Annotated in this window: 15 protein-coding genes; 5 read left to right on the top strand and 10 right to left on the bottom strand. The window is 51.4% G+C overall.

Annotation, left to right across the window (positions count from 1 at the left end; all coding sequences use genetic code 11):
• The first annotated feature begins 75 nt into the window (after positions 1–75).
• Both CAP48_RS17255 and CAP48_RS17245 read left to right on the top strand, forming a co-directional pair.
• The gene (locus CAP48_RS17255; RefSeq protein ID WP_100699003.1) at positions 76–903 is read left to right on the top strand and encodes an alpha/beta fold hydrolase; all 828 of its coding nucleotides are present in this window, start codon (positions 76–78) and stop codon (positions 901–903) included.
• A gap of 415 nt (positions 904–1,318) precedes the next feature.
• On the top strand, positions 1,319–1,858 hold the full coding sequence (locus tag CAP48_RS17245; protein WP_100699001.1) for a hypothetical protein: 540 nt from the start codon (positions 1,319–1,321) through the stop codon (positions 1,856–1,858).
• Positions 1,859–2,088: 230 nt separating this feature from the next.
• Here CAP48_RS17245 and CAP48_RS17240 read toward each other — a convergent pair whose 3' ends face one another.
• The gene (locus tag CAP48_RS17240) at positions 2,089–2,610 is read right to left on the bottom strand and encodes a MarR family winged helix-turn-helix transcriptional regulator (RefSeq protein ID WP_100698999.1); all 522 of its coding nucleotides are present in this window, start codon (positions 2,608–2,610) and stop codon (positions 2,089–2,091) included.
• Between the two features lie 76 nt (positions 2,611–2,686).
• Between CAP48_RS17240 and CAP48_RS17235 the strand changes: the two genes are divergently transcribed.
• From CAP48_RS17235 to CAP48_RS17225, 3 genes are all read left to right on the top strand, one after another.
• A complete protein-coding gene (locus CAP48_RS17235) occupies positions 2,687–3,562 on the top strand; it encodes an EamA family transporter (RefSeq protein WP_100698997.1) in 876 nt (291 codons plus the stop codon).
• A gap of 53 nt (positions 3,563–3,615) precedes the next feature.
• Positions 3,616–4,233, top strand: a complete 618-nt coding sequence (locus CAP48_RS17230; protein ID WP_100698995.1) for a nitroreductase family protein — start codon at positions 3,616–3,618, stop codon at positions 4,231–4,233.
• A gap of 214 nt (positions 4,234–4,447) precedes the next feature.
• On the top strand, positions 4,448–5,083 hold the full coding sequence (locus CAP48_RS17225) for a hypothetical protein (protein WP_100698993.1): 636 nt from the start codon (positions 4,448–4,450) through the stop codon (positions 5,081–5,083).
• 129 nt (positions 5,084–5,212) lie between these two features.
• Here the strand turns inward: CAP48_RS17225 and CAP48_RS17220 are convergent, their stop codons facing one another.
• The 9 genes from CAP48_RS17220 to CAP48_RS17180 form a co-directional block, all read right to left on the bottom strand.
• Entirely contained in the window at positions 5,213–6,298 is a 1,086-nt protein-coding gene (locus CAP48_RS17220) for a LacI family DNA-binding transcriptional regulator (RefSeq protein ID WP_100698991.1), read from the bottom strand.
• Positions 6,299–6,321: 23 nt separating this feature from the next.
• Positions 6,322–7,329: a succinylglutamate desuccinylase/aspartoacylase family protein gene (locus CAP48_RS17215; protein WP_100698989.1), complete on the bottom strand. Its 1,008-nt coding sequence runs from the start codon at positions 7,327–7,329 to the stop codon at positions 6,322–6,324.
• Between the two features lie 30 nt (positions 7,330–7,359).
• Complete coding sequence (locus CAP48_RS17210; protein WP_100698987.1) at positions 7,360–7,707, bottom strand: RidA family protein; 348 nt, start codon at positions 7,705–7,707, stop codon at positions 7,360–7,362.
• A 20-nt stretch (positions 7,708–7,727) separates the two neighbouring features.
• Positions 7,728–8,513, bottom strand: a complete 786-nt coding sequence (locus CAP48_RS17205; RefSeq protein ID WP_100698985.1) for a transporter substrate-binding domain-containing protein — start codon at positions 8,511–8,513, stop codon at positions 7,728–7,730.
• Positions 8,506–9,249 (bottom strand): amino acid ABC transporter ATP-binding protein, encoded by a 744-nt coding sequence (locus tag CAP48_RS17200; protein ID WP_100698983.1) that lies wholly within the window; start codon positions 9,247–9,249, stop codon positions 8,506–8,508. The genes CAP48_RS17205 and CAP48_RS17200 overlap by 8 nt, the downstream gene beginning before the upstream one ends.
• The gene (locus CAP48_RS17195) at positions 9,236–9,886 is read right to left on the bottom strand and encodes an amino acid ABC transporter permease (protein WP_100698981.1); all 651 of its coding nucleotides are present in this window, start codon (positions 9,884–9,886) and stop codon (positions 9,236–9,238) included. Before CAP48_RS17195 ends, CAP48_RS17200 begins: the two co-directional genes overlap by 14 nt.
• 2 nt (positions 9,887–9,888) lie before the next feature.
• Positions 9,889–10,554 (bottom strand): amino acid ABC transporter permease, encoded by a 666-nt coding sequence (locus CAP48_RS17190; protein WP_100698979.1) that lies wholly within the window; start codon positions 10,552–10,554, stop codon positions 9,889–9,891.
• Positions 10,555–10,566: 12 nt separating this feature from the next.
• Complete coding sequence (locus tag CAP48_RS17185) at positions 10,567–11,823, bottom strand: alanine racemase (RefSeq protein ID WP_161495296.1); 1,257 nt, start codon at positions 11,821–11,823, stop codon at positions 10,567–10,569.
• Between the two features lie 230 nt (positions 11,824–12,053).
• The gene (locus CAP48_RS17180; protein ID WP_100698974.1) at positions 12,054–13,007 is read right to left on the bottom strand and encodes an aldo/keto reductase; all 954 of its coding nucleotides are present in this window, start codon (positions 13,005–13,007) and stop codon (positions 12,054–12,056) included.
• Positions 13,008–13,029 lie beyond the last annotated feature (22 nt).

Here is a 13,029-nt window from a genome sequence, read left to right as displayed (position 1 = left end):
GCCTTCAATGGACCCTTCACCTCTGACTAATTCAACGCGGTTTATCCCGCACTCACTGCAAAAGGAAATCTCATCATGAGCACGATAAAGACGAAGGACGACACTAACATTTTTTTTAAGGACTGGGGACCGCGCGATGGTCAAGCCATTGTTTTCGCTCACGGCTGGCCTCTGTCATCGGATGCCTGGGACGCTCAGCTTCTCTATTTCGGTCAGGCGGGGTTTCGGGTCATCGCCCATGACCGCCGTGGCCATGGGCGATCCGACCAGCCCTGGGACGGCAATAATATGGACCAGTATGCGGATGATCTGGCCGAAGTGCTTGAAAAGCTGGACTTGAAGAACGCAGTGTTGATTGGTCATTCGACCGGTGGTGGCGAAATCGCTCATTACATCGGTCGCCATGGCACCAAGCGTGTGTCGAAGGTGGTGCTGGTCGGCGCGGTGCCTCCTCTGATGTTGAAAACGGATGATAATCCGGAAGGCACGCCGGGCGAAGCTTTCGATGACATCCGCGCCGGCGTGGCGAGCAATCGATCGCAATTCTACTACGACCTGACGCTACCTTTTTACGGCTTTAATCGTGACGGAGCTAAAATCGATGATGGCTTCCGACAAAGCTTTCGTCTGCAGGGTCTCGCCGGCGGTATCAAGGGCCAGTACGATTGTATCGGCGAATTTTCCGAGGTTGATTACACGGCGGATCTGAGGGCGATCGATAAGCCGACGCTCATTATCCATGGTTCCGACGATCAAATCGTTCCAATTGCTGCCTCTGCTCTCAAAGCAGCCAAGATCGTTAAGAACTCAGAGTTGAAGATTTACGAAGGCGGAAGCCACGGACTAGCACAGGTGCAGGCCGAACGCTTCAACGCCGATGTTCACGCCTTCATCACTGCTTGAGGGCAACTGGCAGGGCACTATGTCACATAGTGCCCTGCCGTCATATCGTTCGCAGCTGTGTATACGCACGTAATTTCAGTTGATTGCCATATTGACGGGTAAGCACGCATCAATGTTTATTGACGCATAGTATGTATACATCAATAATGCTTTGCATTCGATCTGCTGTTTTCTGCCCTGGCCATTAGCACCTGGTTCCAGCTCGTACTTATAAGAGGGCTTCACGGAACGAAAAATTTTGGCATTCTTGGCGCTCAATGGCATCGTTGTGAACCAATCCACTTTGCACCAGTTCGTAAGAGAATATGCAGATAACGAGCTACAGAAAAAGCGAACAAATTTAGGCACACGGCAGCGGCCAACAGTCCCAGCTGCTGATTCTCACAGCAACCCCCGAAAACAGTAAGGGATGGAAATGAACGAGGACTTAAACAGTATCTTAGCCAGCTTTGGAGATCCGGAATCACCAAATGTCGGCAAACTAAAGCGGAATGTTGTCCTTGGCTGGATGCGGTCGCAGGATATTAATACAATGGGGGCGATATATTCTCTGCTGTTGAAACGTGTGTACACGAATCGTATTGAGCCGCCGTTGGCGTTCGAAGATTACAAAGACCTATTCCTGAGGTTCTATGAACGATGTATTACAGAGGATTTGGCGCTGGCGTATGACCTAGATTCTTTTGTTTTGTCTCGGTACACAGCGGCGCACGATTTTACCCGTTGGTTTATTTCTGTCTTTCAGGACAATCAAATACCGCGGGATCACATTGATGAGATAAAAAACTGGTTAAGGCAGCTATATATAGACGGCTCATCGGCAGTAAAATTAAGCATAGAAACGGGGATACTTGAACATCTTTTTACTGTTGAACAAATCAAGCGAGACTTCTCTGATTGGAAATCTGACCCGTTGCTTAAGTCTGCATATCAATCAGCGCCAGTGTCTCATTAATCGATAATAACGGTTTACTTGGCCCTTATATATCTCTTGAAAAGCAGCTATTGCGGTAGCATTGAGGGAGTAGATCCCATCTGTATCGGACATAGAAATAACAGGAAAAAATCTATCTATGTCCATTACGACATGTTATTTCGATGACTCCTTCAGTGTTTATATCGTTCTATCAGTAGCAACAATATGAAGACATGGGTCCTTATTGTTGCCAAAGAGCGGCGCTTCGCTTAGCTCGGCGTGTCTTTCGGGGTTTCCAGCGTCGATAGCAACTCAGCGAGCCGTTCATCCAGAGCGGCCAGCGCATCAGGCTGAATCAGCGTCAGGATTTCCCGTTCGTTCTCAACGTGCGCCTTGACGGCACGATCAATCAGTTCAAGCCCCGCCGGGGTCAGTTGGACCAGCATACTGCGTGCATCGTTGCGGTTCGGTATGCGCTGCACCCAGCCGGCAGCCTCCAGCCGCTGAATCCTGTGGGTCATCGTACCGGATGTGATCATTAATGCTGCAAATAGCGCTGTTGGCGTTAGGCAATAGGGATCACCAGAGCGTCTTAGCGTGGCCAGTACATCGAACTCCCAATTACTCAAGCCGAATTCCGAGTATATCTTGTCCAGTTTGAGCTGTAGTAACGCAGCGCAGCGCTTGAGCCGCCCGATCGGCCCCATCGGACTGACTTCCAGGTCAGGGCGTTCCCGACGCCACTGTTCAAGGATGGTATCCACCGCGTCCGGCTGTCGCTGACTTCTCATCGCATTCTCCATTTGTCTTGACATCAAGATAAAATATCGTCAAACTTCAATTTTATCTTGAATTGAAGATTGTTTTATGTCCAGTTTATCACGCTACTCAGCTTGGGGTGACATTACCCTGACCGCCCTGGCGCCTGCCATCTGGGGTTCGACTTATATCGTTACTTCGGAGTTGCTCCCGCCAGACCGACCGTTTACCGCCGCTTTAATCAGGGCACTACCCGCTGGTTTGTTGCTCGTGTTGTTCATGCGGCATCTACCTGCCGGGCGCGAGTGGGGCCGCTTAATCTTATTGTCCGCGTTGAATATCGGGTTTTTTCAGGGGTTGTTGTTTGTGGCGGCGTATCGCCTTCCTGGAGGACTGGCAGCGGTCGTAGGCGCGATCCAGCCACTATTGGTCATGGCCTTGATATGGGCCGTAGATCATCGCAAGCCGATCAAGTTGGCAATGTGGGCCAGCATGCTGGGTGTGGTGGGCATGGCGATTCTGCTGCTGTCGCCGAGCTCCACTTGGGAGCCAATCGGCGTTGCCGCTGCGTTGGCCGGCGCCGCATGCATGGCTGCCGGGACCTATTTGACTCGTCGCTGGAGAACCGACATGCCAGTGCTTGCCCTGACCGGCTGGCAACTGCTACTGGGTGGTTTGATGTTGGCGCCCGTCGCCTTGGTGGCGGATGCGCCACTGCCTACTTTGAGCCTGACGCAAGTGCTGGCGTATGCCTACCTCTGCATTGCCGGCGCTCTGTTTGCCTATGCGCTGTGGTTTCGTGGTATCGCACGACTGTCACCGGTGGCAGTGTTATCGCTGGGGTTGTTGAGCCCATTGACGGCAGTGATTCTGGGCTGGGCCTTGCTGGGGCAATCCGTTACGGGCGTGTCTCTGGTCGGGCTCCTGATGGTGCTTGGCAGCATTTTGACGGTGCAATGGGCAACAACTGCCCGATCTGACTAAACCATCGTCATCATTTTCTTAAAACCGTTCAATCAAATCTAATGGAGAATTCTATGAGCAACCCGATTAAGCAAGCTATCGAGTCACGTGTGTCGACCAATTACTACGACCCTGGCCGACACCTGTCCGACGATGACATCATGGAGCTGGTTGGGCAAGCCACGCGTGCGCCCTCAGCGTACAACCTCCAGAACTGGAAGTTCATTGCGGTCCGTTCACCCGAGGCCAAAGCGCGTTTGAAGGCTGTTTCCTATGGGCAGCAGAAGGTCGCTGATGCCTCGGTGAGCTTCATCATCTGTGGCACACTGGCTGCTCACGAGCAATTGGGTCAGGCCCTCGCGCCGTCCGCGAAAGCAGGAATCATGGATCAATCGGTCATCGATGGATGGGTTGCCCAAGCCACCCGGACACATACCGATAACCCGGAATTACAGCGCGATGAGGCCATTCGCTCTGCATCGTTGGCGGCAATGACATTGATGCTTGCGGCAGAGGGGATGGGGTTAGCCACAGGCGCAATGATTGGTTTTGACTCTGAGGGCTTATCGCGCGAATTCAATCTGACGACGACAGAGGTACCTGCCATTATTGTCACGGTTGGTTATCCGAAGCCGGGGAACTGGCCGCAGAAGCCTCGCAAACCGTTGCATGAAGTTATCGAGTTTGCTTGAAGATAAGCGTAACAGCGGCAACATTCGTTCCGTGCAAATTTCGGCTGGACGAACCGGACAGGGTGCGACAAGCTATTTGATTCAATCATCAGAAGATCGCGCGATAATAACAGCCGAAGGTGGATTAATCCTAAAATGTGGCCAATCCCATATGGCATGCGACTGGGGGTATCAAGATGGCTGGTGCCAATATTAAGATCAACGGTACAAAAATATGTTTAAACTAAGTCCCGCAACTATCGCTTTTGTTAGTTCTCTGATTACGGTTTCCGTGAGCCAGCAAGCGCGCGCTTCCGAGGCCGTCGAAACGGTTTGCAGCGGAGGAGAAATTGATACTGGTGTGCTGCAATCACTATATAAACTTGGGGAAGAGTTAAAACAAAAGAAAAGTTCTTTGACACTTCCCAAAGATTGCTTGAGCGTATTGAAATCTTCAAGTCGGCAGTTACCTAATCCGTACGTCGGCGCATTAGAACTCGCTGCAGGCAAACTGAGCACGTCTCAGTTTGCCCACTTACTGAACGATATCCAGGAAAATTTATCTAAGCGTGACACAACGGAAAGAGCATTAACAGACAGTTCTTTGGTGTCCTACTTGCGCATAGGATGCGGGACGGACCATCTATGTGTAAAGGAAATTGTTAACTTAATAGAAAATTTTCACGCCGAACAAAGTCCAGTATTTTGCGACTTTGCACCAAAACCTGATCCTGCTGTAAACAACTATTTTAATTCTTTTAGTTATGCGCCGATGCCTGTTAACTGTCAATATAAAAGTACGCTCGGCGGGAATAAGTCTGTCACAGCATTAGACGACTGGTTTGGCGCTTTTGAAAAATTGCGAAAATAACATGAAAGACGGTTATAAAGTACCATATCGTAAAGTGTCGCTACCGGCTGGCACAGGTGATGATAATAGCGCGGGCGCTCGATGGTTGGGCTCACAGCCGACTTTATAGATTAATATTTACGCAAGGCGTCAAGCCGTTGCTTCGTACATGCTTATTGGAATGTAGTCCGTGGTTTTCTGTTTTTTGCCTTGGAGTCGGTTCAGGATCATAAGCGCAGCTTTATTGCCCAGCGCTTGGCTATTTATTCCAACGACGGACAGCGACGGCTCGGTCTTGGACATATAAGCCAGGTCACCGAAACCAATCATATGCGGACGCCTGCCCCGCAGGGTTGCGTCGCCTTTCATGTCGGCATGCAGCCCCAAAGCAAGGATGTCATTGGCGCAGAAAATGCCTTCGTCGTCGGACAGCTTTTTTTTCAATCGGATATAGATATTCTTGCTGTCGTAGAGACTTTGCACATCGTCCTGCAAGAAAATGTCCTTGACTGTCAGCCCCAGTTGCTTGGCGCCCGCTTCAAATCCCTTCAGACGCAATGCCCCACGGCCACCCTTGCGGCCGATGAAGTAGACTTGGCGACAGCCGCGCGCGTGCAGATACGTCGCCGCCATCCGGCCGCAATCGTAGTTGGAGAAACCAACCAGCATATCGATTGGATCCTTCGGATACGCCCAGGATTCCAGTATGGGAACATCAAGTTCGCGCAGGGCTTGGCGATTGCTTTCCAGTTCGATGACGCCGGTAAATAGAACCGCAGCCGGCTTTACTGCCCGCAGCATGGAAATCCCCGACACTTCTTTCAGATACGAATAGGACGTCAGACCGATAAGCAATTGGTATCCGTGCTCAGCGAGCACGTCGGAACACTTTTGCATAGCGATTGAGTATTGCGGACTAATCATCGACGAGATGAATGCGACGACGAGGCTGGAGTGGCCGGTGCGCAGGGCACGGGCGTGTGGGTGCGACACATACCCGGTTTGCCGAACAATCTCCAGGATTCGGTTGCGTGTATTTTCTGAAACGATTTCGGGATTACGCAGCGTGCGCGACACCGTGATTGCCGATACATTTGCCATCTTTGCAATGTCTACGACACCGACATTGCTTTTATGCAAAGGCTCGGACGACAGTTCTGATCGATCATGATCGTCGATCCTCAGCACGTCGTCGTGCGAGGGAGATCCGGTTTTTGCCTTGGTTCTAGACGTCATAATCGATCTTCTTTGCGTGTCAATTAATCAGGAACACCAACCTGCATGAGGCAATCGCCGAGTTCGCAATCCACATTCAGGCGCTTGGAAATGACTACGCCTGCCTGCTTGAATCGCAGCGCTTTCGGTTCAGTTTCCAGATCCGAAAAGTCATGCAGCCAGCCAGCGGTCTGGCCGGCCTGGACCTGATCGCCAATATCGACTGCAGGCTCGAACCAGCCGCGGTGGTGAGAGAAAATGGACTGATCGTGAGATGATAACCTGAGCAGTTTTAGCGGACCATGGTAACAATGATTGGACTCAGTAAATAATTTCCGGTCGGTCAGTTGCAATGCCAGCAATAGGTTGTCGATGGCAGCCTCCAGCGTGCGCAGCGTCGTCGGGGTCACAGCACCCCCGCCGCCGAATTCGCCGCTCAGGCCTAGCGCGCCTGCGCGCGCCGCGGCGCCCATCGAAGTGGGTGCGTCAATGCCGTTTTTGGCAATGAACCCGTACTCCAGGCCCATGGCGCGAAGCAATGTGTTGATTTTCTCGGTTTTTTCCACGCATTGCTGTTCTTCGGCGAGTACCGTTGGCAGGTGTCCCATTGTTGTGCCGCCCGAATGAATATCGAAAATGACGTCATGCTGGGGAAATAGCGCATGTTCCAGGAAATGGGCCAGGCGTTTGCTTGGTGAGCCAGACGCATCGCCCGGAAAACAGCGGTTCAGATTCTCGTTGTCCAGCGGAGAGCAACGCTTGGCGGCCATGACGGCGGGCATGTTCAGAAAGGGGATGATCGTGACTTCACCCTGGATGTCTGAAGCTTGCAGAAGACGGACGAGCTTATTAAGGCACAGTTCTCCTTCGTATTCGTCGCCGTGATTTCCTGCCATCAACAGCAGGCGGCTGCCCTTGCCGTTCTTGATCCGGCACACCGGGATTTTTATCTGGTAGTAAGGGGAACGATCGATGGAAAAAGGAATGCTGATGAATCCCTTGTGTTTTCCATCTTCGTTCAGTGGGACATCGAATAAAACGCCAGTATGCATTTATGAGGCCTGCTTTTTTTATTTTCCGGATTATATCAGCGCGATCGCCGCGATCTCGACCTTGATTCGGGCGTCCGCCAGGCGCGCTTCCGAGCAAACGCGCGCTGGCGGATTGGCCGGATCGATCCATTGGTCGTAGACTTCGTTGAAGGAATCGAAATCGATAATGGCCGCGAGGTAGACGTCGACCTTGAGTAATTTGCTTTTGCTGGTGCCGGCCTGTGCGAGGTAGCGGTCGATATTGGCCAGTATCGAACGAGTCTGCTCCTGCAGCGTGCCGTTGCGATCGTCGGCAACCTGGCCCGAAATGAATGCCATGCCGTTTGCCACAACCATCTGGCTCATGCGGCTGCCCGCGTCTATATGTTGAATGTCCATCTTGTTTGTCCTTGTATTAATCAGAGTGTTGGCAGGTTCTGGGCCTGTCCGAACCATTTTTTCTGCAGTTCAGCAAGATTGCCGCTCATTCGGTTGGCGAACAGGAAAGTGTTGATCCAGTTCAGCAGGTTTTGTTCGCTCTGCGCCACCATAATGTGCGCCGGTGATTGACGGATCAGGTACTTGAGTTCCGTTTTCTTACCGGGGTTGTCATCACTGACTTTCTTGGAGATCGCGCTATTTTCCGCGAACGACTGGGCCTGACCACTCAGGTAAGCCTTGATCGCCGATGGCGTATCTTCAAAACGCATGATTTTTGCGTCCTTGGCATTATTGCTGAGCCAGATGTCCAGCGTGGTGCCCTTGGAGACCGCAATGCTTTTGCCGCTCAGGTCGGCCAGGTTTTCGGTCTTGGCAAAAGCGTCCCCGCCATACACGCCCAGATCCACGGCGGCATAGGGTTGCGAGAACATGACCTGCACTGCACGTTCCGGTGTGGCACCAGCCGCGGCAATCAGAATATCGACTTTATTGGAAAGCAGGGCAGGAATACGACTGGGGCCGGTTACCTGGACCAGATTCAGCTTGACGCCGAGCTCCTTCGCAAGCAAGGTCGCCAAATCGATATCCAGGCCTTGCAATTTGCCATCCGATCCCTTAAACCCCCATGGCGCTGCGTCAGACAGGACGCCAATTTTAATTTCATTGTCGGACAGAATATCCTGTAACTTGTCATCTGCCAAGGCGGCATTGCTGGCGGCAAAAGCCAGACTGACGGCAGCGACTACTTTGAGTAATTTAATCATGGTCGTTCTCCTGATTGACACCTAGAAAATTTTTTAATTCGGCTGTTTGCGGTCTTTCGAAGATGTCTTCGGGCGTTCCCGTTTCCCAAATGCAACCGTCGTGCATAAATACGATTTTGGTCGCTACATTCCTGGCAAATTTCATTTCGTGCGTCACTAGTACCATCGTCATGCCTTGTTTGGCCATGTTGGACATGACTTTGAGAACTTCGCCGACCAGCTCCGGGTCCAGCGCCGACGTCACTTCGTCGAACAGCATGATCTCCGGGCCCATGGCCAGACACCGGGCAATGGCAACACGCTGTTGTTGTCCGCCGGACAGATTGATCGGGTAAGCGTGGACTTTTTCCTGCAGTCCGACCTGTTTCAGTACATCCTGCGCCAGCGCACCGGCGTCAGCTTTTTTGATCTTCTTGGTCAGAATCGGCGCCAGGGTAATATTGCGCTCCACAGTAAGATGCGGAAACAGGTTGTACTGCTGGAATACGATACCCATGCGTTGCCGGAATTCACGCAGTTGGGGCATATTCTGGTGCACGAGAGTGCCGTCCACCTTGATGGACCCGGCCTCTATGCTTTCCAGGGCATTGATACAGCGCAGAAGCGTAGATTTTCCCGAACCCGATTTGCCCAGGATGGCGACGATTTCACCCTTTTCGATGTCAAGTGATACCCCCTTGAGCACCTCGTTGTCGTGAAATTTCTTATGAACGTTATTGATTTCAATTTGTGCCATTTAATTTCCTTTCCAGTTTTCTTGACCAGAGCGTCAGCGGAAAGCAGAGCGCAAAGTACAGAATTGCGACGATCACATAGACTAAGGTGGCCTGGAAAGTCGCAGCGCTGAGCTGCTGGGCAGCGCGGGTAAGTTCAATGAAGCCAACCACCGAGGCCAGTGAAGTGCCTTTGATCAACTGAACCAAGAAGCTGACTGACGACGGAATGGACAGTTTGAAGGCTTGTGGGGCGATAATGTAGGCAAACTGGTGCCATTTGCTCAAGCCAAGGCAGGCACCCGCCTCCCATTGCTCCTGCTTGATGGCAGCGATGCTACCTGCCCATATCTGACCGAAGTAGACGCCTGTATAAATGACATATGCAATGCTGACTGCGGCGATAGGCGGAATGTCTATACCCAGGAACACAGGTACGCCGAAATAGAAAAACATCAGCAACGCGAGCAGAGGAATGCCCTGAATTAGCTGCAGGATAATCTCGGCGATAATATTTGCTATCACATGCCTTGAGGATTTCATCAAGGCGAGCAGCAAACCCACGGGGCCGCCTGCAATCAGGGCGATCAGAGTCAGGCCAATGGTCCATCGCAAGGCCACCAGCAGCGTCAGTATGTCTGTGAATTCAACGAATCTCATGTTTATCTTCCCGTTGGCCAGCGAAAAGCGATTTTGCCTACAAGGTACATTATGAGTTTGCATGCCAGAACCAGAGAGAAATAGATCAGGCAGAGCACGGCATAAACTTCGAAACTCAAATAGCTGCGGCTTTCGACAAACGTTGCGGCATGAAAGAGCTCATCGGCGGAGACCTGCGAGGCTAGGGATGTGCCAAGCAATAAGATGATGATTTGTGCCGTCAGGGACTGATAAACATTACGCAAGGCGGGCAGGATCACGATATTGCGATAGATCTGAAATTTGGTCAGGCCCAGGCATTCGCCGGCCTCCACCTGCGCTTTCGGGATGGAATCCAGACCAGAGCGGAATATTTCAGTCGTATAGGCGCCGAAGTACAGACTCAGCGCGATCGTGGCGGCAACGAAAGGCGAGAACGATATGCCCAGGTCCGGTAAGAGGAAGAAAACGACGAAAAGCTGAATCAGGGAAGGCGTGTTCCTGAAAAACTCGACATACGCATAGATCAGTTTTTGCACCAAGGGATGTTTGCTTCTGTACAGAAACGACAGCAACAATCCAATCAACATGCCGGCTGTCACGCACAGTGCGGTCAGCTCAAGCGTACCAATAAGACCATCGATAAATTGACTTTGATACCGTTCCAATTGGCCAAAGCGAAGGTTCATGACATTTTCCTTCTAGCCGAAGTAGGTTTGATAGGCATTGACAACGCTACCGTTCTTGATGCCGTAGATGAAACTCCATTTATCCAGACAGGTGCAAGGGTGCGAAATACCGAATTCAAGAATATCGCCTATCTGCATGGGTTCGTCTGACTGTATAAAGGCATGTTGGTCGTTCAACTGCGTTACCTGAAAGCGGTCCGCGCGAGTTGAAACGGTTCGGCCTTCGCGATACAGGCCGCAAACCCTGGGAAGGTCCAGGTCGTGCGAGACGTCCCGTTTCCCCATGGAGCAGATGTACAAACCTGGCTCTGGATTCGCTAATACTTCTGCCCATACCCGCAGAACAGGCTGAAAGCCCGTTTGTTGCTGCGCGGCCATGCTGGCCAGTGTTTCGTTGCGCTTGCAGGCGCCTATCAGCGCTTTTTCATAGACGCCATGGTCGAAAAAGAAAATGGCACCGCTGCGCAGTATGGTAGTCAGGCGGCTATCGCCATGTTGGTGGACGGCATCGCAAACCAGATCGAAATAAGAAGAGCCACCAGCGGTGAAAAAGACTTGTTCAAGATTTAACCGGTCTTTTATCGCACTAGCACTTGCCAGTCCAAAGGACAGCAGTTTCTTGATCTTCTCCACTTTTTCGCTTTCGCTATCGGCTTCGGCAGAACCCTCGTATACCGCAATGCCCTTGACGTGGATGAACGGTTCGGACTGCTGTGCGAAGGCTAACAAATCGTCCAGCTGGGCCTGATCGCGCAGGCCTGCGCGGCCAGCGCCCAATTCCAGTAGGACCGCTATTGGGCGGTCACAGACCTTGCCCGCCTCAATGAGCGAGGCCAGGCAAGCCCGGGAGTCGGCAAATACCAGGCACTCTGCCTCTGGATATTTGGCTAGCAACGTTCCCAGTCTTTGCCCGGACTTGGTGCCGCCCACCTCATTGGCGAAAATGAGTTTTCGAATACCATGCTGCAACATGACCGCAGCCTGTTGAATATTGGCGACAGACGCCCCCCAGGCTCCGGCATCGATGAGCTTTTGGGCTAGCGCTGGCGACATGGGTGTCTTTGCATGAGGCGCAATTTGCACGTGTTGCTCACGGCAATATCGCATCATCAGCTCGATATTGGTTTCGAAACCTGGTTCGTCCATCGTCAGGACAGGCAAAGGCATGTTGCCCGATTGGGGCGCAAGGCCATGAGTGGCAATTGCAGCCGGGCTGGTTTCCAGGCCTGTCGGTATGCCGCGCACGAGATCCGTTAATACTTCAGACATTTGCAATATTTCCGTTGACATAAACTCCGGAGCCCTCAAACGCGCAGGCTTCGGATAATTGTTTGAATCGAATGTTAACGTTAACATTCGATTTGGACAAATTAGGGCTTACCCTAAAAGAACGCTGTTCAGGTCGATGACTATGGTGTTTTCCCCTTGGAGAAAAGTCTTGGTTCGATCTAGCTGGGGCCAAAGAGCAACAGTTATGGCCTATTCCGGTCTCTGTAGTGTCAGCGCGTGGCAAGTAATAAACTTGTCAGTAACGAAATTTCCTTTTTACTGAGTGCATGCGATGCAGCCGCTATATTCTGTCGAACTTGCGATACACGGGATGCTCCGACAATAACAGTTGAAACACCTGAGCGAGATAATAGCCACGCTAAAGCTAAGTCAGGCACGCCACGGGCCGTCTTCTGAGCCATGCTAAATAGTGCGGCTAGCAATTTCTGATTGCTTTGGGTCCAAAATCGGTTGCGAATGACTGGATCTTTAGCTAATCTGCTTTGCGACGGCAATGGACGGCCAGGAACGATGGTTCCCGACAGCATTCCCGTAGCAAGTGGAAAATAGGGAATAATGCCCACTCCCAGTTGTTGGGCAGTTGGAATGAGAGTTTCTTCACATTCTCTTGAAAAAAAATTGTATTCCGTTTGACATGCTACAAAAGGAGATGATTTTTGGCTCCTGGCTGTCTGCATGGCTTCTATCAGCTGAGTACTGCTAAAGTTGCTGCAACCTATATAACGAACTTTACCTTGTTGGACCAAATCTTCCATGGCACGCAAGGTTTCCTCAATTGGCGTTTTTGTATCGGGATAGTGGAGCTGGTACAAATCGATCCAGCTGGTTCCTAGCCGCCGTAAGCTGCCCTCTACTTCGCGTATGATTTCTTTACGGGAGTTGTTTGGATAAGGTTTATCAGGGTACATAGGCATGCCAACTTTGGTGGCTAGTATGGCTTCACTTCGACGCCTACTCACTGTTTTACCAAGCAATATTTCTGACTGTCCGTCTGAACCGTAAATATTGGCTGTATCAAAGAAATTAATACCTGAATCTAGTGCGAAATGGACGACATCGCAAACTGAGGCTTGATCTAATTTTGTGCCGAAGCTATTACATCCCAATCCGATAGTTGATACTTCCAGATCAGATGCTCCCAAGTATCTTTTGCCCATACTCATACGCTGTTCCTGTATAAACGTG

This window comes from Advenella sp. S44, assembly GCF_002810445.1.
GTDB lineage: Bacteria > Pseudomonadota > Gammaproteobacteria > Burkholderiales > Burkholderiaceae_B > Advenella.
Note: the sequence above shows the minus strand (reverse complement) of the source record. Positions and strands in the feature narration are given on the sequence as shown.

Coding starts and splice junctions, on each gene's coding strand:
- CAP48_RS17185 (WP_161495296.1), bottom strand. CDS start 11,823: ATGTCTGAAGTATTAACGGATCTCGTGCGCGGCATACCGACAGGCCTG.
- CAP48_RS17240 (WP_100698999.1), bottom strand. CDS start 2,610: ATGAGAAGTCAGCGACAGCCGGACGCGGTGGATACCATCCTTGAACAG.
- CAP48_RS17225 (WP_100698993.1), top strand. CDS start 4,448: ATGTTTAAACTAAGTCCCGCAACTATCGCTTTTGTTAGTTCTCTGATT.
- CAP48_RS17195 (WP_100698981.1), bottom strand. CDS start 9,886: ATGAGATTCGTTGAATTCACAGACATACTGACGCTGCTGGTGGCCTTG.
- CAP48_RS17205 (WP_100698985.1), bottom strand. CDS start 8,513: ATGATTAAATTACTCAAAGTAGTCGCTGCCGTCAGTCTGGCTTTTGCC.
- CAP48_RS17190 (WP_100698979.1), bottom strand. CDS start 10,554: ATGAACCTTCGCTTTGGCCAATTGGAACGGTATCAAAGTCAATTTATC.
- CAP48_RS17180 (WP_100698974.1), bottom strand. CDS start 13,007: ATGAGTATGGGCAAAAGATACTTGGGAGCATCTGATCTGGAAGTATCA.
- CAP48_RS17255 (WP_100699003.1), top strand. CDS start 76: ATGAGCACGATAAAGACGAAGGACGACACTAACATTTTTTTTAAGGAC.
- CAP48_RS17200 (WP_100698983.1), bottom strand. CDS start 9,249: ATGGCACAAATTGAAATCAATAACGTTCATAAGAAATTTCACGACAAC.
- CAP48_RS17245 (WP_100699001.1), top strand. CDS start 1,319: ATGAACGAGGACTTAAACAGTATCTTAGCCAGCTTTGGAGATCCGGAA.
- CAP48_RS17215 (WP_100698989.1), bottom strand. CDS start 7,329: ATGCATACTGGCGTTTTATTCGATGTCCCACTGAACGAAGATGGAAAA.
- CAP48_RS17220 (WP_100698991.1), bottom strand. CDS start 6,298: ATGACGTCTAGAACCAAGGCAAAAACCGGATCTCCCTCGCACGACGAC.
- CAP48_RS17235 (WP_100698997.1), top strand. CDS start 2,687: ATGTCCAGTTTATCACGCTACTCAGCTTGGGGTGACATTACCCTGACC.
- CAP48_RS17230 (WP_100698995.1), top strand. CDS start 3,616: ATGAGCAACCCGATTAAGCAAGCTATCGAGTCACGTGTGTCGACCAAT.
- CAP48_RS17210 (WP_100698987.1), bottom strand. CDS start 7,707: ATGGACATTCAACATATAGACGCGGGCAGCCGCATGAGCCAGATGGTT.